This window comes from Lepagella muris, from assembly GCF_004793975.1.
Taxonomy (GTDB): Bacteria; Bacteroidota; Bacteroidia; order Bacteroidales; family Muribaculaceae; genus Lepagella; species Lepagella muris.
Window position 1 is genome coordinate 1 of sequence record NZ_SRYB01000014.1, and the last position, 21010, is coordinate 21010.

Here is a 21010-nt window from a genome sequence, read left to right on the forward strand (position 1 = left end):
GCATCAACTTTACTATGAGAGCTTGATATGTTCATTTATTTTTCTGAAGTACTTATCTAAAAGAATTCGTCTTGGGATTATCTGGGGCAATTGATTCAAAGATCATTTTTGCTTTGAGAGGTTCATTCAGATTCAGGTATCCTAAAGTGATGTCAAGTTTGGTTTCATCATCATACTGAGTGAGATCAGAAATTGATCCCAAGATATTGTTTATAACACTATCTGAATTAAAGCGAATACCATAAGTCATCTTTACCCTTATTGATGCTTCATTTAGTTCAGGATGTATTTGAACAAGAGAGTCTGTGCGCGACATGAGACTATCCGACCTTTCTATGTTTCCCAAACTAATGCAGCCATCCAATGCTCGGATAAGACTTGACAATTCCCGACGCTGTTCTCCAATCTTATTATATAATTCTGACGCACATAGATTATTCCTTACATAACCTTCTATCTGACAAGACTTGGCATATATATTACCCTGAGCGACGAGCATATTGGCATATGTAATAGTGTCTTTACATTCATCTTTTAGATCCTCCGCTTTAAGATAGCATTGCATTGCCATATCAAAGTCAGACTTGTTCAGAAATATACAGCCTTGGTAGTAAAGGGTACGCAATCGTTCCTCGGGGGTACCTTTCTCAAGATAATAGTCGATTGCCGGCTGAAGGACATCAAAAGAGGTCGTGTCAATGTAATTCTTATCAAGTGCCATTGACATCAGCAGTGCATACCGAGCCTTTTCCTTATCGTCTCCAAGTGAAGTCTTTTCAATCGAGGATAATACAGTTAAAGCAGAATCTGGCATGGAGTCCATAAGTACCTCTGCCGTGTCCATAGTATCCCAAGCCTCGGACTTATGACCACAACCAATGAACATTACCATAAACGGCAATGTCATTATAAGAAATATGAATAATATCAGTTTCCTCATTTTTTCAATTACTGTTGCCATACTTCATATTTATCAACAATCCTCTCATCGTAGAACTCCTTTATCCCGATGTCAAGCAATTGCGCAATTCTCAATATCATCAAAATATCCGGTTGAGAAGAATTGGTACACCATTTGGACACTGTAGTGGAGTTGACCCCGAGCTGAGATGCCAGCCATAGATTGGTTCGATTCTTTTCAGCAAGAATACTTTTGAGTCTATTGATTTTTGCCATGGCATAATTTTTTGGCAAAGGTAATGAAAATTTTTCAGTTATAGGTTGTAATAGTCCGAAAAATTGAACCATTAGCATCATTATATTATAAAAATGCGCTCAAATACGATTTCTTAAAAGAAAATATACAATTATATCAGTTTACGACTATACAATTGTATATGTTTTTTACCGTATCCAATTTTCTCCACTTTCTTTACCACATGACCATATCCGATGATGGGCGAATGTGCCGAGGCTTGAAGCGTTTCATAATACGTGATGAGCACACAGGCTTATCCAAACGCATAGATAGCCATAAGGTTCGACTTTTTTACAAAATTAGTGGCGTTGCCAACCAATACGGTCAGCAACGCCATAAGCGATAACATTCATTTTTAATGTCTCATAATATACGCTTTGGACACCGAAAGATTTACATTGACAGAGGTATAATCTATTATCGGTTCTGCAACCATTGACTTCTTTGCTTCCGTTGAGGGAGCATCAATGGTATTAGCTTCGGCTTTCTTGTTCTCAACACCGTCGGCTTGTTCGGGTTTAGGGGCAATTTCGGCTTGGATCTTTCGGTCGAGGGCGGCGAGGTCGGATTTGAGTTGCTTCAATTCGTCCTCCTTGCCCCATTTCTTCGACATGATTCCTTCGAGGGTCGGAACATCGGCTTTGAGTTTGACGGTTCGTTCCTCATACTGGGCGATGATGCCGGGAATCTTCTCCAGAGCGTTGACGAAGTTCATGCAGGCGGCATGGGTGTCCGACATGGCTATGTAGCCGTTGTTGAACTTGTATTTGTAGTTGCCTTCGACCACAAAGCGGTTCTGGACTTTCTCACTGCCTTCGTCCAACACTCGTTCCGAGATAATGGCGATCGGGAAGCCATAAACCTCGCCGACACGTTGGTACTGGCCGTGTGTGTCGGTACGTTGTGCCAATCCCTGAAGATGCACACCCATGTTCTTCTCATCGGTCAACTTGCAAGTGTCAATCGTGAGATTATTGAGAGGGGTGCCCTCCTTGTCACGCTGCACCACTTTTGAGTATCGCTCCCAGTCGGCTTTCATCAGTCCGATTGTCGCCTCATTGTTGGCAATGTCGTGGGTGATGGTCTGCAACCTGAACTCCGCATCGCCGCGCCCTTTATTGAACGATTTACGCTCACTTTCAAGTGCCGCTATTCGCTTTTCAAGTTTCGCCTTGTCGAGGAGGTCAGTATTGCCGGAAAGAATAGCCATATACTCCGAGAAGTTCATGCCCGATTTCTCGTCCATTCCTCCCTCGTCAATGGTTCGCGCTCCCAATGCGCCGCTTTTGAGCTGGCCGATGAATGTCGCCTTGCAATGGAGAAGATTGAACTTATAAGAGTCCAGCGACTTCTCCACGGCATATATTATCACATCCACCTTATTGTCAGCGTATAACTTGGCAATCTCATTACCTGCGCGGATAGCTCTTCCGTCCCTTTGAGTGAGGTCAGAGGGACGCCACGGCGTATCAAGATGATGGATGCAAACCGCTCTGCGTTGGGCATTTACGCCCGTACCCAACATTGAGGTAGAGCCGAAAAGCACACGCACATCACCGTCATTCATCGCCTGTATCACAGCCTTTCTCGCACGCTCCGTCTTGCACTCCTGTATAAAGCGGATTTCGTGGGCAGGAATACCGTAATCCTCAATCAGCTTGCGCTTGATTTCTGAATACACGTTCCATTCTCCGGGGCGATATGTGCCTAAATCACTAAATACAAACTGTGTGCCTTTCTGTGCGTCATACTTTCGGTAATATTCTGCAATCATCTTAGCACAGTGGCTTGCCTTGTTATTCGGATCATCCTCATACGAGGGGTCAACCATGCGCATATCAAGAGCCATCTTTCGGGCGTAGTCCGTGGCAATCAGCATCTTCGCCTTTTCCTCGGTGTCCGACAATGGCGCACGACCCAAAATCCGGGCATCGCCACTCTTGGCAAACTCCATCAGCTTTTGGATAAAAGCCTCTTGGTCAGGCGTAGGAGGAATGTTGTGAAGTATCTCATTCTTCATCGGACGGTCAACGCCTACATCTTCGGCTGTGCGGTAATCAGTTATCTCATTATAGAAAGCCGCCAATTCCGGCACCTTGATAAAGTACCTGAAACGCTCCTTTGCGACAATGCTATTCGTAACATTAAACTCATAATCTGTCGTCTTCTTGGCGAAGATAGCCGCCCACGCATCGAAGCATCGAATATCCTGTCTTTCAAGTTCTTTCGGACGAAGATACTTGAACAACAGATACAACTCCGTGAGCGAGTTGGAGATTGTCGTACCGCTGAGAAAAGTAGCACCCAAATCCTTGCCTGTGCGCTCTTGGATTGTGCGAATGGCATAGAGAAGATTGAGGGCGCGTTGTGAGCCTTCCGAATTACCCAATCCAGCCACTCGGTCATGCCGGGTATTGAACATCAGGTTCTTGAACTGATGCGACTCGTCCACAAAGATATGGTCTATACCCATCTGCTTGAAGTCCACCATGTCGTCCTTCTTTTCTTCCATCTGGTGCTGGATAGTGGCGATTTTCGCCGTAAGATTCTCCTTGCGCTTTATCAATCCTTTGAGCATACCACGAGAAATATCCTTGCCTTGGTCTTTCAGCACTTTCAGATTTTCCTCGACGGTATCAAGCTCCGCCTGAAGAATTTGCTGCTGTATCTCCGGCGACTGCGGTATCTTGCCGAACTGGTCGTGCGACATTATCACACAGTCATAGTCATTATTTCTAATGTTGTTGAAGAAGGCTACACGATTCTCAGCCTTGAAACTCTTTTCATCGGCGAACAATATCCGTGCATTAGGATAGGCGGTTTGGTAGGTCATGGCAATCTCGGCGACATTGGCTTTCAGTCCAATAATCATCGGCTTGTGTGCCAATCCCAAACGCTTCATCTCATGTGCTGCCATACACATTATCAGCGTCTTACCGGTGCCGACCTCGTGATCCGCAATACCACCGCCATTCTGCAAAAGCATCCATACACAATCTTTCTGAGATTGATAAATAGAGTTTACACCATACCTATCGCCCAACATCTTCATATTGAGGTCGGGGAAGGTCTGATGGCTACCGTCGTACTTCGGGCGCACGAAACAGTTGAACTTGCGGTTATAGAGGTCAACAAGCCTGTCCTTGAACTCCGGCGACTGCGCTTCGAGCCACTCAGAAAAACCGTTGCGTATCTCATCAATCTTGGTGTTGGCGAGTTGTATAGCCTCACTGTCCGGCACCTTGATGTCGTTGCCATTGTCATCCTTACCGATTGATTTCTTTATGTCCGGCACGGTATTGTGGAGAGCGTGTTTCAACAGGTTCATGCCGTCGTAAGTTCGGTAATAGCCACGCACGCAGAACTCCTCCCATATCTTCATGTTGCCACGGTCAACCTTTGCCGAATACTCGTCCATTGAGGATGAATAGGCTATCGTTACGTTTGTACCATAGAGATGGCTCATATATGCGGAGTATATTCCGGTCGGAATCCAACGCTCACCGAAATTGAAGTCAAGCTCATCAAAGGTGATTTTACGGGGAGTCGCGTCCTGCAACGCTTTGAGCGAGTCCTGCGCCATTTCGATATATGGCTCAATACCGTCATATCCGGGGAAGCCCTTGATACGGTCATTCTCTCGGTCAATCCATGCCTGAATGTCCTCAGCTTTCTTGACAACATTGCCAGCGATGAAGCGGTCAGCAATCTCGTAGTTCTCCACCAGAGGATTGTAATAGATATGACCTTCGAGAGAATCGACAAGAGTATCCTCGTCCATATCCACAAGGCTACCCATGTACTCTAAATTCACCACTCCGTATTTATTGAGGGATGCGGAGAGTGCTTCCATAGGAGTGTCAACCGAAGTCACCTCATCGACAGCAAAGGCTACGGGGTGGTCGAATATGTCAGCCTTGACAAACATACCGTTTTCACCACGCTCCAGTGCCAATGCGTCACGACCGTTTGCATCCATAAGGATAAACTTGGCGTTCTGCTTCTCATTAAGGTTGCCATACTTGGTTACAAACTCATCGTAATATTGGTTGAGATGTTCGCGGAGATGTTCGCTTTCTTCGTGTGTCTCAGCCTCGTAATTGTAAAGTTGCTGATACGTTTCGGATAAGGTGATATACAGCATTGCCCGTTTCTCTTGCTCCGCTTTGAGAGGGAGCGGAGTGAACAATGCTCCGTATTTCTTGACCTCCGAGAGAAAACCTACCTGACCGTTATCCACGACCATAGAGCCATTTTTGTGGAAGAACTGAATATCCTCCGAGAAAGGACGGGGCGACATATCGAGCTTATCTTCCGATGCAGCCACTTTGGGCTTAGGTATAGCGAAACCTTCGGTACGGGTAATCTCGATACCGACTTCCGCATCTTGCTTTTTCTGTTCAGCCGCTTGCCGTGCCGCCTCTCGTTCCGCGAGTTGGCGGTGTGCGATACTCATCATCGTTTCATAGAAACCGTTGATGGGTGGGTTATCGTCCCAGTTGAGAGAACCATATAATTCCAGCTCCTTATCTGTAAGCTGTCTGAACTTGGATTGAACCTTTGGCGAAATTTCAACTTTCGGTCTTTCAGAAGGCTTTGGCTTATCCTCATTTTTAGGCTGTGCCGATTGGCGTGGCTGACGCTGGGGCTTACCTATTGGCTCCAACTCACCGAAAAGATTGTAGGCGAACAATCGCGGGTCCGGGTTATCATTGTAATCGGGACTGCCGTCGGTATCAATTTCTTTGGCGGGTTCCGTTGGCGCGGAAGTGGTTTCCGGCGCAGATTGAACAGGCGCAGGTGTAGGTTCAGGCTCTGGCGCAGGTTTTGTTTCCGCCTTCTGCGGAGTCACAATCTCAGTAGGCTTGAATTCCTCACGCTGTTTCTGCTTCGGATCTTCAAGCTGCTCACATATTGCCACACGTTGCCCGGCTCTCACCAATTTCGGAAGATATGTGTCAAGGGCATGATGCGGAAATCCAGCCAATTCTATGGATCCGGCTTTGCCGTTCATCCGCCTTGTCAATGTGATACCCAATATCTCCGAAGACTTCACAGCATCCTCACCCATGCACTCGTAGAAGTCGCCGACACGAAAAAGAAGGATTGCATCGGGGTGACGCTTCTTCATCTCGGTGTATTGCCTCATTATTGGCGTTTCCGATATTTTCTTGGATTGCGTGGCTGTTAACTTTGGTTTGGGTGCTGTATAAATAGGTTCAGGCGTGGGCGGCTTTATCCCCTGCGAATTATACAACTCCTTGTCAAGACGCAATTTCAGCGACTCGTCAAGAGCCAGACGAATATCCCTTGCGATGCCATCTACACCGCTGCTGTGCTTATAGATAAACGCGGGCTTGCCGTATGGGTCTGTGCTGACACTCGCGTCGGTGCATATCACATTCTGCGGAAATGCCGCGAAATACTTGTTGGTGGGTGCCTTGCTGTCACGGTCAACAACCGACTGCACGAAAAATTCCTCGTCAGCCGACAATGCGGTTTTACCGCTATGCTTCTGGAGGATAATCAGGTCACTGCCTGTGTCAGTCCCGGCATTGTCGGAGAACGTGTTGTTAGGCAGACGCAATGCGGCCACCAAATCGGCACGCTTCACCATCTCCGCACGGACAAAGGGCGAAGCGGAGTTCATCACACCCTGCGATGTGATAAAGGCTACCAATCCACCCTCGCGCACGGAGTCAAGTGCTTTGAGGAAGAAATAATTGTGTATCGCCTTTGTCGATTGTCGGTAAGCCAGTTCCTTGCTCGTGGCATAGATAGGATCCGCCACGGCAAAGTCTCCGAAAGGGATATTGGAACAAGCCACATCAAAGTAGCCGTTGTAATCCGGCTCAATCTTTTCGAAGCCCTCAACTCTGACTTCCGAGTCAGGATGCAATGCTACAAGGATTTTGCCCGTGAGCAAATCTTTCTCAAACGCCATAGCCTCTGCATTGGGATAATCTCGCATGAACGAGTCAACGAAAACACCCTGTCCGGCACTCGGCTCCAGATACTTCTTGACTTCTACGCCATTGGTTTTGAGCGTATCAAAGATAGCATCGACAACCGGCGACGGAGTATAGAACGCCGTCAGCACTGATGTTTTCAGCGAGTCCATATACCGGGCAAATTCCCTGTCATCCTTTGAATACTCGCGGATAAGCTGGCGCAGTTCCACAGTAGGGGCAAACAGCTCGATGTCCGATTTGCTCCATTTGGCGGCATCCATAAGGCTGTCGGCATCATTGAGGATACATTTCAGTCCACCGAACCCGGCATACCTGCCCAGCACCTCCATTTCCTCGGCACTGGGCCCGCGCTTCTCAACACCGAGACGAAACGCCGTGCGTATCGCCTCGATGTTGTAGCGCATCGTCTGCAAACGGTTATAAGCCATTCTCAGTGAGGATTATGGAGATTATGCCTGTGAGTTCGCAGCGAAGCAGGTGATATGTTGCGGTGTTTACAAACGTGTTTGCATGAATGTCATAACTGTCAAACACATTTTCAACCATTCCGAAAGACAGGAGGAATGTCGCCATGAACGGACGCATCTCCTCGCTCACATCATCCTTGAACTCTTCTTCAAGGACATCCATAATTATCTCGTATTCGGAATATCGGTAGCCTTCAAGTAGTGCGGCCATTGACATCTCGTGTGCCTCGTCAACCTCGGCACCGTTGCGGCGTGCGTTTTCGTATGTTTCCTCGGCTTTTTCAGCGCGAGCGCGTATCATAGTCTCGGTAACGCCCTCAAAGCGGTACGATGCCAGATAGTTTTTCAGATAGAGGTAGTAGAACGACAGTTCTTCCTCGCGTGTTGGATTTTTCATCTTTTTGGAGATTTTAGTGGGTGGGTAAATGAAAAGCCGTCCGGGTATCCCTCCCAGACGGCGCCACTAAAATCCCAATCAGATGAATCAAAAAGATTTTATGATTGGATTCGGTGGCAAAGATAATAAATATCTTCGGTCCGGGAATGGGGAACGGCTCGATTTATTTTTATTCTCTACATATATCCTGCATTTATAGGAGATAATATTATGGTTGCAGGGGCTTTTCTCACCCCTGCAACCGGGGTTAATGAATATTGGGATTGCGTGGATTAGTGGCGCCGTTACGGGCAAAGTCTAAACTATCGGACCTTTGGGTTTTCGCTGCTGTTTTTGTTGGCTGTCATTCTTTGGCGCTGTCTGGCCCTGTTGAAGCGGCTCCTTCACATTCTTTGTGGCTTCATTGGTCCTGCCGTCGTTATTGACCGCCATTTGCGTAGCGCTCTCGTTTGACGGTGCAACGGTCTGTGCCAGATCCGGATTTTTGGTTGAGGCGATAGGCCGTTGTTTAGCCGGGTCGAACTTCAAATAAAGTGTGCATGGCTGACCCTTTGCGTCAACAGCATTTTCCAGCACCACCGTCTTGCCTGCCACATAATCTGCTTTCTGCTGTTCGGTGAAGCGGTTTTCCTTCCATTTCCCGATAGGACGGATATTGCCCTCGGCATCGGTCCAGCTGTTTTGTTGGGAGGACTGCTGACGCTGGCCCTGCGGCTGCTGTTGCTTCTCGACCATGTTGTGTTTCTGCCATGCTTTCGGAACGAACTCCACGCATCTGGAGTCGGCGTTGACCTGCAAAGTGGTTGTGAAAGTCTTGCCCTCGCGAAGACTCACTTCCTTGTTGATGAGTGGCAGACCGCTTTTCAGCGTCTCGATTTCCTCTTTTGTGAGGACTGTCTTGCCGATATTGCCGCGAATGTGCAACTTGTCCACAGGAAGGCTCACAATCTCGTTGGTCAGGCGGTCGAGGCTGACATACGAAGGTATCTTCTTACCGTCCTTGCCGTTGAGCTCCACAATCCTGCCGAGGTTGCCGGTGTTGAGCAACTGAGCCTTATCCTCTGCCGTGAACTGATGACCACGGTATTCCTTTTCAAGATTCGGCTCCAGATGGATGAAGTGGGGCACGAGTTTCACCATGCCGTTGGTGTCCTTGCGTAACGACAGACGGGCATCGAGTTCCATCTTTTCTCCGGCAAGAGTGGGCTGAATTTTCACAAGCCCCGATTTGCCGTAGTTGAGCATCTTATCAAGATCTCCCGACTTTTCAAGCTGCTCCCGGTCAACGCCCCAGTTCTCCTTGAAGGCAGCCCAGTCAATGCTGTTTCCGTCGATTGCCTGATACTTGTGCTGTGACTGCGATTGCGACTGTGATACCTCCGACGCTTCCACCTTGAAGGGTGCCAGCATCTCCTTGTTTTTCTCAGGCGATTCAAGCAAAGCGCCGAGACCTTGTCCTACCGTGCCGAAGTCGTCGGCATTGACGCTGAAGAAACCGAATACGGACGGATTCTTCGCCTGACGGAGAAAGTTTGACACAAAGGCCTCTACCGGATTCTGACCCTTTGTGAACTTCACGAGATCGCTGAGTTTCGCCGACTTGACATCGGCCATCTGCGGTGTGCCGTCGGGATTCTGCCCCGTCACCGCGCCGATTTGCCCTGTCTCGTTGTTTCGGGCAATCAGTACCTTTTCTTTTTCTTGGTTTTGATCCATTTGAAAATAATTAAGATTTTAGTGGGTTATTATGGTCCGGAACTATTCCGAATCTCTCAATTTCTGCATCTTGTCAGGACTGGTGATTATTTCCGCCACCTCATGCTCCAGCATACGGAGCTTTCCGCCTATTTTACGGAGAGGTATGCTCCCGAGGCGTTTCCAGCGGTAAATGGTGTTGGCTGTCACATTGAACACTTCGGCGAGTGCCGGCACATCATACACTCTCTCGCCCTGCACTTCGGGAAGCGACGGCTGGTTGCGTCTGGCGAGCGCATCGAGTTTCTTGTCCTGACGGTCAAGGCGGTCAAAAATCATCCGCATCCAACGCTCGAACGAGCCTTTCTCCATAGTTATCGTCTCCATGTCGTGTTCCTTTTAGAGATTACAGCATGGTAGTTATGCTCAAACTCAGCCTGTATTCTTGGAGTGGACTTGATTTTGCATCTTTCAACCGCATCCCAGATGTCATTATAGGAATATCGGCAGGAACCTTCCACGATGGAATATGCTATGCTTCCATTAGCCCTCATACGGGCAAGTGTCCGGGTGCTGACATTGAGCAGTTCGGCAGCCTCAGTGTTTGTCAGAAGACGGTCGGTGTCACGCTTTGTCTTTTCCTCAAAGATCGAGCGTATGAAGTCGGCTATGAAGGTTATCCCTTCCGAAATCCGCTCCAGTCTTTTTTCATCAATCAGTACGTAGCTCATATTGGGATTTTTAGTGTTGCTTGTCATTATTGACATCGCAAAGTAAATTCATAATCCCATGACCATTTCCTAATACTACCCATGAGGTAGGGGTAGTTAACGGCGATACTTAACAGCATTTAACAAAATTGGTATGTATGGGCAAAAAAAAGAGCCGCAGAAACAGGTTCTACGGCTCCTTTTAATATATTTTTTCCTTATATACCCATAAGATTTGATGCTTTTGGGATAAAAACACCCCATTTCAGAGGCCTATATCACCTTTATTTATGAATTTTGTTAACATTCATTTAGAAATTGACGCTGACACCCCAAGGCTTCCTCCCATTTTCTCGGCGAGTGCTGCCATATCCTTACTTATTTTTTGATTGGTAATTCGGGCGTATATCTGCATAGTCTGAATATTGGTATGACCCAGCATCTTCGATACTGATTCGATGGGTACACCATGTGAGAGTGTAACGGTTGTGGCGAAGGTGTGACGGGCAAGGTGGAACGTGATGTTCTTCTCAATGCCGCATACAACGGCTATTTCCTTCAGATAGGCATTCATCTTCTGGTTGCTCAACACGGGGAACAGAAGACTGTCCTTAGCCTGCCCCTCGTATTTCTTGATCAGTTCCTGTGGGATTGCGAGTAAGGGCACATTCACCGGGGTACCCGTCTTGTGCCTGTGAGTCATTATCCATTGATTGCCGTCAAAGGAAGTTTGGATATGTTCTTTCTTCAACTCTTTTATGTCTATATACGCCAATCCGGTGTAGCATGAGAAGATGAATATGTCGCGCACCTGCTCCAGCCGCTTTGTCGGAAACTCTTTCTCAGCAATAGTGGCAATCTCTTTTTCGGTGAGATAGCCTCTATCTACTCTCTTGATGCGGATTCTGTAGTTGGCAAACGGATCAGCAATAATCCAACCGTTGTTTTTGGCTTTTATGATAATCGCCTTGAATGTTTGGATGAACTTGGCTGTGGTATTCTCATTACATCCGCTTACTGTACGCAGATATGTCTCCAAGTCCACAATGAATTTGTGGTTAACATCGCGCAGTGGCATATCCGTAAGATGATACTTGAACTTGATGAATTCCTTTACTCTGCGTAATGCGCGGTCATATTTCTGGACGGTTGCAGGGGTCTTGCTTATTCCTATAAGGGCACGACATTCCTCTATGTGTTCCGTAAATAACCCTATGAGCGTCTGGTTTTCCGGAACAATCCCCATAAAGGCATTACGGAGTTTCTCGGCTGTGACAGTTTCATATCTTGACATATCGAAGTACATCTGACGAATTGATGACTCCATATCAGACATAAGTCCATTCAATTCAGTGGCAACTTTTGATTTGCCGCTGACCTTGCCTTGCTTGGTGTCCCACAGTTTGGGATTGACATTCAGTTTAGAACTGAAATTAGTGTTCTCTCCGTTGATGGTGATTCTTGTCATGATGCAGCACGTTCCGTCTGCATAGACATGGTTTCTTCGCAGGAAGAAACGGATTTTGAGGGTGCTTTTACTCATACGTCTTTTTGATTTGTTTGGGATTTTTTGTGGCGATCCCCAACAGGAATGAGCAAAAAGGCGTTAAGGATATTTAACTATCCCGATATTTGTCTCCGTAGGCTCATATCCAATTGGTAATCGAACGCAAAGTTAATTGATTACTCTGAGGTATGAGTAGACAAATCATTGCCAAATGACGACAAATCAGTTTGTTATACTGAAAAACCTAACAATTTGAGGTTTGCCGATTTTTCTGTTAGGTTTTTGTTAGGCAACTCTGTCTAACAATGGCCTAACAGTGTCAAATCTTGGCATTGCATCCAAAAGAAAATCCCCTGTAAATCAAGGATTTACAGGGGATTGGGATTGTTCCAAGCGGAGAGAGAGGGATTCGAACCCTCGGTACCCGTAAGAGTACAACGGTTTTCGAGACCGTCCCGATCGACCACTCCGGCATCTTTCCCTGTGGTTCTTATTGCTACTGCAAAATTACAAATTATTTTTTATATTTGGTCTTTTTTTCGTGATTTTTTTAATTTAAATTTTCATTTGGTGTTTAATCCGGCTTTCTTGGCTTGTGAATGTTGATGCTCTCGTGGGATGTGGTATTGTCTGCCATCTTTGATTAGATATGAACCCGTCTGATGAAAGTTGAATGGGATGCCAGATTCCCGGCACTGCGCCTGCATGTCGAGCACCCATCGGAAATCTAATGGACGAGCATATTTGCCGGATTCTCCGCCTACAGATACTTCCTCTATAAGCGAAGGATTCAGGTATTTCCTCAAATTAACCTGCTCCAACATGGGTGCGACTATGACCATTCGATGTTTGATTGGCAGAGAGAGGAATATCGGAATTCTGTAGTCAGCTCGATCCTGATTCTCCACAGTGCATCCGATACCTACATGATCATATCCGTCACCCCAATCCGAAGGCAGACATTGCGCAAGCCTGTCAATGCGTTTCGTGAAGAAAAAGAACCTGCAATCAGTGCGTTGGCGGATCATATCCCATATTTCTTCCCGCCATTCATCAGCTTCCTCTATCAGCAAATCAGAGGTGAAACACAATGCAAACTCCGTACCTGCCGGGTATTTCCAATTCTTCTTTCGGTCTCGTTTCATCGGCAGATTAAAAGATGATGTCTTGCGGACCTCATTGGTAGGTGTAGACGTACCGAATGCGGCATCTTCACGATAAACGTAACAATGCCTGCATCCGGCACTTATTTTGTGGCAACCGTGCCACGGATTCCACATCAGCATAAATCTATCTGATGAAATTGGTCCATACATGTTCCTCTGTTGCCCTCCTTGTGAGGACTGCCATTGATAAGAAGTACTTTCATATTAATCAAATTTTAAGAGATACTTTACATCACAAATTTAATACTAATTGCCATATAATACAATTGAAGTTGTCTAAACTTCAGTGGAATTTACTTTATCATGTGCTGATAAATCACCCTCTATATTGATTATTAACAATATTATGAATAAATTTGCAGTGCAAAAATTGAAAACATTCCAAAAATAAATCTATTATGACCTATCTTATTTTCGGCATTGTCGCTGCTTTCCTTTATTGTATAGCTTCATTGACCGGGTTAACCTACAACACAATCAACATCTTAGTCTACTACCTCTTGATTCCACTTTCATGGACCTTCATGGGTGATAGTATACTTCGCTTTCGTATTCCATGGCTCACTATCGCCTATGCTTTACTTTGGATAGGAATATTTGTTCTCACTTACGGACATTTCCAAACGTGGTGTGACTGGGCATTTATGAAGTCGGTTGACTTCCTCCTATGGTTCAAGCATATAGGTTGGAACTACTATGTAGCCTCCGTATATATCTGCGTATGGCTCCCGCTCATCATATATGCTGTATTGTCAGGCATATTAATATGGATGAACCCCAATGCCTGCAATTGGAAGCCTTGGGTTATTGGTATCGCAACTATAATTATCGTCGGATGGATGATTGAATTTTCCGTGATGAAATTCGGAGTCAAATTGGAACCCACCTATAAGCAAACAGATAATACATACACACTCTCATCAAAGGAATCGCGTCAGATAGAGAAAGATACCAATGGAATGAATGAGGATGATATTGCAAAATATGCAGTAAAATACACTGTACGTAAACTTGACTTTTCTTTCGGAGAATCTGAAAATATCGATAAAAATATGGGAAACTGCAAAGATTATGCAGCCTTATGCGTGGCTGTTGACAACCACGCATATAATGCCAATGGGCTGAAAGCTCGTGCCTCTCACTCTGTCGGCACTATAAAACTGTTTGGAGCTGAAATGGGCAAGACAGTTTCCCGATGGTTGGGTTCACAATCATTAGCCGAACTTTTCAGAGACCATGACTTCGTAACCATCACGACATCATCAAAAACGTACCATCTTGACCCATCTGTCAAAGAGTTTACGGGCTATGATCTCAAAACCATAGAAAAATAATCCGAAAAAACAATTGCAGAAAATGAATATAGAGGATGTAAGGGAATATTGCCTGACAAAACCGTTTGCGACGGAAGATATGCCATTCGGTCCGGAGTATGTGACGTTTCGTGTCGGAGGCAAGATATTCTGTTGCCTTGCTTTAGCAAAAGGCAATGTGGTGCAGTTGAAATGGGATCCTGCGGAATTTGACGAAATCTTAGCCGCACATTCATTTGTGCATCAGGCGTGGCATTGGCATAAACGCCACATGATCCAATTTGATTTTGATGAAGCACCAATACCGGAATCTGTCGCAACAGACCTGATTGACCGTGCATACAATCACGTCTACAGCAAGCTACCACGCAAAGTGAAGTTAGAACTACAGTGATGATTCAAATAACGTAGACTCGTACCGGCTATTCAACCTTTGAGTTTTACATGGTGTTATAATTTTAATTGATTAGATTAGGTTGTCGGAACTTAGTCTACAACTTAATATTCGTAAAATTAAAAATACTATGGATTACAAAATGTTCTGTTATCAATGTCAGGAAACTGCCGGTGGAAAAGGGTGTACTATCCGTGGAGTATGCGGAAAAGAGCCCACTACAAGCGGATTGATGGATCTTCTTATTTACGCGCTGCGCGGAATAGCTATCGTAAATCGTGAGCTGAGACGCACAGGCGCACCCGTCAGGGAGGCAAGCCGACTGATATGCGACAGTCTTTTCGCCACTATCACAAATGCGAATTTCGACAATGACGCACTTAGTGAATTCATTCGTAAGGCTTTTGATATGAAAGACTTCGTCTGTGGAACCGCAAAAAAACGAGAAATCCCCCTCCCCGAAATGCCGGAAGTTGAATTTAAGGCAAAGCCGGAAGATTGGGAGAAATATCAGCCCATCACCTCAGTACTTGCCGAACCTAATGCCGATCTGCGCGGGTTGAAGCAACTTGCCATATTCGGATGTAAAGGTATGTCAGCGTATGCCGACCATGCCCGCAACCTCGGACATGAGGATGAGGACGTGTATGCTATAATTGAGAATGCATTGGCTGAGATCAGCCGTGCCGACATATCTGCCGACGAACTGGTGTCGCTTGACCTCAATGTCGGCGATGGAGGCGTGAAAGTGATGGATCTTCTTGATCGTGCAAATACCGGAACGTATGGCAATCCTGAGATTACGAAGGTCGAGATAGGCGTGCGCAAAAATCCAGGTATCCTGATTACCGGGCATGACCTGCATGACCTTGAAATGCTTCTGGAGCAGACGAAGGGAACGGGCGTAGATGTCTACACCCACAGTGAGATGCTTCCTGCCCATTACTATCCATTCTTCAAGAAATATCCACACTTCGCCGGAAACTATGGCAATGCGTGGTGGAAACAGAAAGAGGAATTTGCCACATTCAACGGACCTATACTATTCACTACCAATTGTCTTGTACCCCCGACAAAAGATGCAGTTTACGCCGATAAGGTCTACACCACAGGAGTGGTAGGCTATCCCGGGTTCCCACATATCCCGACAAAGGATGACGGTACGAAAGATTTCTCAATCGTGATTGAACACGCCAAGAAATGTCAGGCCCCCACGCAGATTGAATCAGGAGAAATTATAGGCGGTTTTGCACATCATCAAGTGGCAGAGCTCGCCGACAAGGTAGTGGAAGCAGTGAAGAGCGGTGCAATCCGCAAGTTTGTAGTCATGGCAGGTTGCGACGGACGGTTCCCATCCAGGAAATATTATACCGAGTTTGCTGAGAAACTTCCGAAGGATATCGTCATTCTCACAGCAGGATGTGCAAAATACCGCTACAACAAACTTCCGCTTGGAGATATCAACGGCATACCGAGAGTGCTCGATGCCGGTCAGTGTAACGACAGTTATTCACTCGTGCGCATCGCGCTGATGCTTGCCAAAGCCTTCGGAGTGAAAAGCGTCAATGATCTGCCAATCGCCTACAACATCGCATGGTATGAACAGAAAGCAGTCATCGTACTTCTCGCATTACTCAGTCTCGGCGTGCAGAACATACATACCGGTCCGACATTACCGGCATTCTTCACTCCCGATATCCTGAAAGTGCTTCAGGAGAAGTTCCACATAGCAACCATCACCAACGTGGATGACGACATCAAATTGCTGATCGGCTAAAACTCCATTGCATAAATGGGGATCTTAACAATGAAGTCGTCTGCGCTTATTCCTAAAGAATTTGGTCATGACAGATATTGTATTAAAAAGAGCATACGATAAGCCGGCGGAAGATGACGGCTATCGTGTGCTTGTAGATAAACTTTGGCCCCGAGGACTATCGCATGAGCGTCTCCCCTACGATCTTTGGGCAAAAGATCTGGCTCCAAGCCAGCAATTGCGCGACTGGTTTCATGCTGATCGTGAAGGACGTTGGACGGAATTCGCCCAAAAGTATACTGCCGAGTTGGAGAAATCCCCGGCTATGAGACAATTCATCTCTGAAATCGCAGATAAGCAGAAAGTGACATTGCTCTACGGTTCGCACGACGAAGTGCATAATCAGGCTCCAATCATAAAAGAGGTAGCTGATAAAATGCTCTCGCAAAAATAATATTGAAGAGCCACCGGCAATTTGTTTTGCCGTGGGCTCTTCTTAAATAATTCAATTGAAATTCATTCAAACCTCGCATCAATACTTAATTTTTTGTACATTTGCATTAATGAAACTGATCTAACTATCGAAATCATCTAATCTTTATTTCTAACCACCGATATGAGACGCTTATTCCTCTTAATGCTTATATGCATCATCGCAATCTCCGGTATTGCCCAGCCTCGTCTTGAAAGACACGGCACCGCCACACGAATCGTGACAAACGACAGTCCCATGCTAATGATTGGCGGGGAACTTGGAAATTCCTCGGCATCAACACGCAGTGACTTGAAACGGATTTTCCCTCACCTTAAACGTCTCGGTCTGAATACCGTGCTTGCTCCCGTGTCGTGGGAACTGATTGAGCCGCATGAGGGGGAATTCGACATGTCCACACTCGACGATATACTGACTGAAGCCCGCGACAACGACCTGAAAGTGGTGCTGTTGTGGTTTGGAGCCTGGAAAAATAGCATGAGCTGCTATACTCCGGAATGGTTCAAGCGCGATATAAAGCGGTTTCCCCGTGCGCATACCGACTCAGGCAAGCCATTGGAAGAGGCAAGCGCATTGAGCAGCAACGTCATGGAAGCCGACAAGAAAGCATTCTGCAAAATAATGGAGCATCTGCGCGACCATGACAGTCAACAGACTGTCGTGATGGTGCAGGTGGAGAATGAGATAGGTATGATTGAAGTGCCGCGAGATTATTCTGATGATGCCAATAAGATGTATGCCGGGATTGTACCGACACAACTGACCGATTATCTGCAAAAAAACTCCAAAAGTCTGCATCCCTACATTGCAGAAAAGATCAAAGGGCATGAGAAAGAGGAGACGTGGCGAGCTCTGTTTGGCGATGATATGTATGGTGAGGAGATTTTCCAGACATGGACTTACGCCACATACGTGCAGGAGATTGCCAGGGCAGGACGCGAGATTTACGACATTCCCATGTACGTAAATGTCGCGCTCAACAGTCGCGGAAGAAAGCCCGGCGAATACCCTTCCGGCGGACCATTGGCTCACCTCATCGACATCTGGCATTGCGGTGCGCCTGCCATAGACGTGCTTGGGGTGGATATCTACGACAAGGGATTGACCGACTGGCTTGCAAAATATGACTTGCCAAACAATCCTCTGTTTGTGCCGGAAATTCGTTTGGAAGACAAAGATGCGATGTATGCCATCTACGCCTTCGGACATCATGATGCCATGGGATTCTGTCCTTTCAGTATTGAGGACTATCCACTAACATCCTCAGCCTCGGCCAACGACTGGCGAGATATGGATCTCAGTCAGGATGACCAGCTCAATGCGTTCTCATCGGTGGGTCAATCGCTATCACCATTAGCCGCATCCTATCATCTTTTGAGACAAGCTGAACCTCTTCTGCTCGATAAGCAGGGCACCGACGATATGGATGCAGTGCTTATTGACAACGAGCATCGGGAAAGGGAGATTATCACTTCCGATGGCATACGTTTCACAATAAAACATAGTTATTCCCTCGGATGGGAACCAGGGGCAAAAGCCGAGGTATGGCCCGAAGCCGCCTGCCTGATAGTGAGATTGGACAGTAACGAATATCTGATATTGGGGAGTGGTGTAGTCGTGACGTTCTCCCCGGCAAAATCAGGAGCAGGCGGTTGGCAGAAAGGTGACGACCGTATCGGAATTGCAAAATGTGAGGAGGTAGAGATGATTGACGTAAATTTCAATATTGTCAGGCACCTCAACGGCGATCAGACGCATCAAGGACGCCACGTGCGCATTCCTGCCGGACAATTCGCCATGCAGCGCGTGCGTCTTTACGAATATCGCTGACGGATTATTTCTTTCCGTACTTACGTTCGAATATCTCGATATGCTCCTCTCCCCATCTTAGCATTGAGTCTATTATGGGAAGCAGGGATACCCCTAATTCTGTTATCTTGTATTCCGAGCGGGGTGGCAATTCCGGATATATCGTCTTAGAGACCAAACCATCCTCCACCATTTCCTTTAGCTGAATGTCAAGCACCCGTGGTGCAGCTTCGGGAAGGCTCTTGTGTATCTCGCTCGGACGCATTGCCTCTCCCGACCGTATCTCGTCAAGGATGCACGATTTCCATTTCGATTCTATAAGACTCATTGTCAGACGTAACGGACAATCAAGGTCAACAGGTATTTTCTTTTCGTATGCCATGTGTCTTTTTTTTTCTACAAAGTTAATGAATATTACTGATACTGACCATACCGAAAAATTTTTCGGTATATGAATAATTTTTCGGTACTTGATTTAATAGATATACCATACTAACTTTGCAGTCAGAAACAACTACTGTAATAACTTCTATCAGAGTTGTCTGAATCATATTGTTTAATCTTCATTAAAAAATACAGAATATGAGAAGCGAGATAAAGGAATATGCAGCCGTACAGGAAGCAGCGGAGAAATTCGTAAAGAGTGTTGCCGAAGGCAATAGTGAGTATGCCAAGACATTGTTCACTGATGATGCTGTCCTGTTTGGCATCCTTGATGGAGTGTTAGAGCATGGCTCAATCGAACAGTTCTATCATAATGTCGACACTGTAGGAGCCGGCGACAATTTCAAAGCCCGCATTGACGTGCTTGCCGTAGAGGAGACCGTTGCCGTGGTGCGCGTGCTGGAAGAGGGCTGGGGAGGACGCATTGACTTCACCGACTTCCTGCTTCTATTGAAACTCAACGGCGAATGGAAATGTGTCGCAAAGGCGTATAACCAGAACTCCAACACCATCAAGAAATAACTGACACATTATCATTCCAAATGAAAGTATTGCTCATCAACGGTAGTCCTAACGAACACGGGTGCACCTATACGGCTCTGTCGGAGGTTATGACAACCTTACAATCGCATGATATCGAGACCGAACTTCTGTATCTCGGAAAGAAACCTATAGCGGGATGTATCGCCTGCATGAAGTGCTTTGAGACAGGGCATTGCTTTCGCGACGATGCCGTGAAGGATATCCAGATGCGTCTTCACGAATTTGATGCAATTATACTCGGTTCACCGGTATATTACGCCCAACCGACAGGTCAGATAGTTTCATTTTGTCAGCGTCTGTTCTTCTGTAAAGAAGGCGAGATGGCAGGGAAACTTGGTGCGGCAGTCGTGTCATGCCGACGCGGAGGCGCATCATCCACTTTCCAGCAGCTCAACATGTTCTTCACGATTGCCAATATGCCTATCGTTTCATCTCAATACTGGAACTCGGTGCATGGCTTCACTCCCGACGATGTGCGAAAGGATAAGGAAGGATTACAGACTATGCGTTCGCTCGGAGAGAACATGGCATGGATGCTTAAATCGCTCGCCGGTCATCCGCATCCGGAGTATGAACCTCGTTTAAGAACTCATTTCATTCAAGATAAATATTGAAATCATAATGAAACGTACATTTTCACTTATATCCGCCGGAGTCATGATGGCTATTGCAGTTTCATCATGCTGCGGCACCAAGACCGACGGCAGTACTGATTCTTGCACTAAAACTTGTGACAGCACAGAGTGCAACCCGACAGCCCGTTGCGCAACTCCGGAAGAAATAGCAGCCATACGTATCCCTCTTGATATGTATGTCAATGCAGCCATGCAGGGCGACAGTAAAGTGGCTGAACCGGCTTTTGCCAAAGGCGCGACAATCTCCCATGCAGAGAACGACACTCTGATTTGCGCTCCGATTAAAGAACTGTTTGCTTATTATGATGTTACAGGAAAACAACCGGCATCATACGAGATAGCCGATATAAGCGTGGCGGAAGATGTAGCAATGGTACGTATCGAGTCGAAATTCGGTGATGCTGAATACTCCGATATGTTTACGCTTGTAAAGGATGGCAGCGATTGGAAAATTGTAGCAAAAGCATTCCACGTGAAATAATCACAAGAATCACCATTCTGATTCCCGGTC

Annotated in this window: 18 protein-coding genes and 1 tRNA gene; 8 read left to right on the forward strand and 11 right to left on the reverse strand. The window is 46.3% G+C overall.

Features of this window, described 5'->3' with window-relative positions:
* Nucleotides 1-52: 52 nt before the first annotated feature.
* The 10 genes from E5331_RS10460 to E5331_RS10505 form a co-directional block, all read right to left on the reverse strand.
* The gene (locus E5331_RS10460) at nucleotides 53-961 is read right to left on the reverse strand and encodes a hypothetical protein (protein WP_135984930.1); all 909 of its coding nucleotides are present in this window, start codon (nucleotides 959-961) and stop codon (nucleotides 53-55) included.
* Complete coding sequence (locus tag E5331_RS10465; RefSeq protein WP_135984928.1) at nucleotides 949-1176, reverse strand: helix-turn-helix transcriptional regulator; 228 nt, start codon at nucleotides 1174-1176, stop codon at nucleotides 949-951. Before E5331_RS10465 ends, E5331_RS10460 begins: the two co-directional genes overlap by 13 nt.
* Before the next feature lie 377 nt (nucleotides 1177-1553).
* Nucleotides 1554-7598 carry a MutS N-terminal domain-containing protein gene (locus E5331_RS10470; RefSeq protein ID WP_135984926.1) on the reverse strand — a complete coding sequence of 2015 codons (6045 nt, stop codon included), beginning with the start codon at nucleotides 7596-7598 and terminating at the stop codon, nucleotides 1554-1556.
* Complete coding sequence (locus E5331_RS10475) at nucleotides 7588-8034, reverse strand: DUF1896 family protein (protein ID WP_135984924.1); 447 nt, start codon at nucleotides 8032-8034, stop codon at nucleotides 7588-7590. The genes E5331_RS10470 and E5331_RS10475 overlap by 11 nt, the downstream gene beginning before the upstream one ends.
* Nucleotides 8035-8331: 297 nt before the next feature.
* Complete coding sequence (locus E5331_RS10480) at nucleotides 8332-9750, reverse strand: DUF4099 domain-containing protein (RefSeq protein ID WP_135984922.1); 1419 nt, start codon at nucleotides 9748-9750, stop codon at nucleotides 8332-8334.
* A gap of 42 nt (nucleotides 9751-9792) precedes the next feature.
* Nucleotides 9793-10116, reverse strand: a complete 324-nt coding sequence (locus E5331_RS10485; protein ID WP_135984920.1) for a helix-turn-helix domain-containing protein — start codon at nucleotides 10114-10116, stop codon at nucleotides 9793-9795.
* Nucleotides 10104-10460: a helix-turn-helix domain-containing protein gene (locus E5331_RS10490; RefSeq protein WP_168355206.1), complete on the reverse strand. Its 357-nt coding sequence runs from the start codon at nucleotides 10458-10460 to the stop codon at nucleotides 10104-10106. Before E5331_RS10490 ends, E5331_RS10485 begins: the two co-directional genes overlap by 13 nt.
* 286 nt (nucleotides 10461-10746) lie before the next feature.
* Nucleotides 10747-11982, reverse strand: a complete 1236-nt coding sequence (locus E5331_RS10495) for a site-specific integrase (protein ID WP_123481370.1) — start codon at nucleotides 11980-11982, stop codon at nucleotides 10747-10749.
* Between the two features lie 358 nt (nucleotides 11983-12340).
* Nucleotides 12341-12427: transfer RNA gene (locus E5331_RS10500), tRNA-Ser, on the reverse strand.
* A gap of 82 nt (nucleotides 12428-12509) precedes the next feature.
* A complete protein-coding gene (locus E5331_RS10505; RefSeq protein WP_123481371.1) occupies nucleotides 12510-13232 on the reverse strand; it encodes a DUF5131 family protein in 723 nt (240 codons plus the stop codon).
* A gap of 278 nt (nucleotides 13233-13510) precedes the next feature.
* Between E5331_RS10505 and E5331_RS10510 the strand changes: the two genes are divergently transcribed.
* The 5 genes from E5331_RS10510 (at nucleotide 13511) to E5331_RS10530 (ending at nucleotide 18898) form a co-directional block, all read left to right on the forward strand.
* Nucleotides 13511-14446: a hypothetical protein gene (locus E5331_RS10510; RefSeq protein ID WP_123481372.1), complete on the forward strand. Its 936-nt coding sequence runs from the start codon at nucleotides 13511-13513 to the stop codon at nucleotides 14444-14446.
* 22 nt (nucleotides 14447-14468) lie between these two features.
* Nucleotides 14469-14819 (forward strand): MmcQ/YjbR family DNA-binding protein, encoded by a 351-nt coding sequence (locus E5331_RS10515; RefSeq protein ID WP_123481373.1) that lies wholly within the window; start codon nucleotides 14469-14471, stop codon nucleotides 14817-14819.
* A gap of 130 nt (nucleotides 14820-14949) precedes the next feature.
* The gene (hcp, locus tag E5331_RS10520; RefSeq protein WP_135984916.1) at nucleotides 14950-16596 is read left to right on the forward strand and encodes a hydroxylamine reductase; all 1647 of its coding nucleotides are present in this window, start codon (nucleotides 14950-14952) and stop codon (nucleotides 16594-16596) included.
* Between the two features lie 67 nt (nucleotides 16597-16663).
* The gene (locus E5331_RS10525; RefSeq protein WP_123481375.1) at nucleotides 16664-17029 is read left to right on the forward strand and encodes a DUF488 domain-containing protein; all 366 of its coding nucleotides are present in this window, start codon (nucleotides 16664-16666) and stop codon (nucleotides 17027-17029) included.
* Nucleotides 17030-17191: 162 nt separating this feature from the next.
* Complete coding sequence (locus tag E5331_RS10530; RefSeq protein WP_123481376.1) at nucleotides 17192-18898, forward strand: GH35 family beta-galactosidase; 1707 nt, start codon at nucleotides 17192-17194, stop codon at nucleotides 18896-18898.
* A gap of 4 nt (nucleotides 18899-18902) precedes the next feature.
* Here E5331_RS10530 and E5331_RS10535 read toward each other — a convergent pair whose 3' ends face one another.
* Nucleotides 18903-19259, reverse strand: a complete 357-nt coding sequence (locus E5331_RS10535; protein WP_275441168.1) for a winged helix-turn-helix transcriptional regulator — start codon at nucleotides 19257-19259, stop codon at nucleotides 18903-18905.
* Nucleotides 19260-19459: 200 nt separating this feature from the next.
* Between E5331_RS10535 and E5331_RS10540 the strand changes: the two genes are divergently transcribed.
* The 3 genes from E5331_RS10540 to E5331_RS10550 are packed head-to-tail and all read left to right on the forward strand — an operon-like array spanning nucleotide 19460 to nucleotide 20980.
* Complete coding sequence (locus tag E5331_RS10540) at nucleotides 19460-19843, forward strand: nuclear transport factor 2 family protein (protein WP_123481377.1); 384 nt, start codon at nucleotides 19460-19462, stop codon at nucleotides 19841-19843.
* Nucleotides 19844-19863: 20 nt separating this feature from the next.
* The gene (locus tag E5331_RS10545; protein WP_123481378.1) at nucleotides 19864-20478 is read left to right on the forward strand and encodes a flavodoxin family protein; all 615 of its coding nucleotides are present in this window, start codon (nucleotides 19864-19866) and stop codon (nucleotides 20476-20478) included.
* A 7-nt stretch (nucleotides 20479-20485) separates the two neighbouring features.
* Nucleotides 20486-20980, forward strand: coding sequence for a nuclear transport factor 2 family protein (locus E5331_RS10550; protein WP_123481379.1), 495 nt, complete (start codon nucleotides 20486-20488; stop codon nucleotides 20978-20980).
* The last annotated feature ends 30 nt before the right edge of the window (nucleotides 20981-21010 follow it).

What these genes read in the sequence shown, in the direction of transcription:
- E5331_RS10475 (WP_135984924.1), bottom strand. Translation starts at nt 8,034, where the DNA reads ATGAAAAATCCAACACGCGAGGAAGAACTGTCGTTCTACTACCTCTAT.
- E5331_RS10480 (WP_135984922.1), bottom strand. Translation starts at nt 9,750, where the DNA reads ATGGATCAAAACCAAGAAAAAGAAAAGGTACTGATTGCCCGAAACAAC.
- E5331_RS10495 (WP_123481370.1), bottom strand. Translation starts at nt 11,982, where the DNA reads ATGAGTAAAAGCACCCTCAAAATCCGTTTCTTCCTGCGAAGAAACCAT.
- E5331_RS10535 (WP_275441168.1), bottom strand. Translation starts at nt 19,259, where the DNA reads ATGGCATACGAAAAGAAAATACCTGTTGACCTTGATTGTCCGTTACGT.
- E5331_RS10485 (WP_135984920.1), bottom strand. Translation starts at nt 10,116, where the DNA reads ATGGAGACGATAACTATGGAGAAAGGCTCGTTCGAGCGTTGGATGCGG.
- E5331_RS10545 (WP_123481378.1), top strand. Translation starts at nt 19,864, where the DNA reads ATGAAAGTATTGCTCATCAACGGTAGTCCTAACGAACACGGGTGCACC.
- E5331_RS10550 (WP_123481379.1), top strand. Translation starts at nt 20,486, where the DNA reads ATGAAACGTACATTTTCACTTATATCCGCCGGAGTCATGATGGCTATT.
- E5331_RS10510 (WP_123481372.1), top strand. Translation starts at nt 13,511, where the DNA reads ATGACCTATCTTATTTTCGGCATTGTCGCTGCTTTCCTTTATTGTATA.
- E5331_RS10515 (WP_123481373.1), top strand. Translation starts at nt 14,469, where the DNA reads ATGAATATAGAGGATGTAAGGGAATATTGCCTGACAAAACCGTTTGCG.
- E5331_RS10540 (WP_123481377.1), top strand. Translation starts at nt 19,460, where the DNA reads ATGAGAAGCGAGATAAAGGAATATGCAGCCGTACAGGAAGCAGCGGAG.
- E5331_RS10490 (WP_168355206.1), bottom strand. Translation starts at nt 10,460, where the DNA reads ATGAGCTACGTACTGATTGATGAAAAAAGACTGGAGCGGATTTCGGAA.
- E5331_RS10465 (WP_135984928.1), bottom strand. Translation starts at nt 1,176, where the DNA reads ATGGCAAAAATCAATAGACTCAAAAGTATTCTTGCTGAAAAGAATCGA.
- E5331_RS10470 (WP_135984926.1), bottom strand. Translation starts at nt 7,598, where the DNA reads ATGGCTTATAACCGTTTGCAGACGATGCGCTACAACATCGAGGCGATA.
- E5331_RS10530 (WP_123481376.1), top strand. Translation starts at nt 17,192, where the DNA reads ATGAGACGCTTATTCCTCTTAATGCTTATATGCATCATCGCAATCTCC.
- hcp (WP_135984916.1), top strand. Translation starts at nt 14,950, where the DNA reads ATGGATTACAAAATGTTCTGTTATCAATGTCAGGAAACTGCCGGTGGA.
- E5331_RS10525 (WP_123481375.1), top strand. Translation starts at nt 16,664, where the DNA reads ATGACAGATATTGTATTAAAAAGAGCATACGATAAGCCGGCGGAAGAT.
- E5331_RS10460 (WP_135984930.1), bottom strand. Translation starts at nt 961, where the DNA reads ATGGCAACAGTAATTGAAAAAATGAGGAAACTGATATTATTCATATTT.
- E5331_RS10505 (WP_123481371.1), bottom strand. Translation starts at nt 13,232, where the DNA reads ATGCTGATGTGGAATCCGTGGCACGGTTGCCACAAAATAAGTGCCGGA.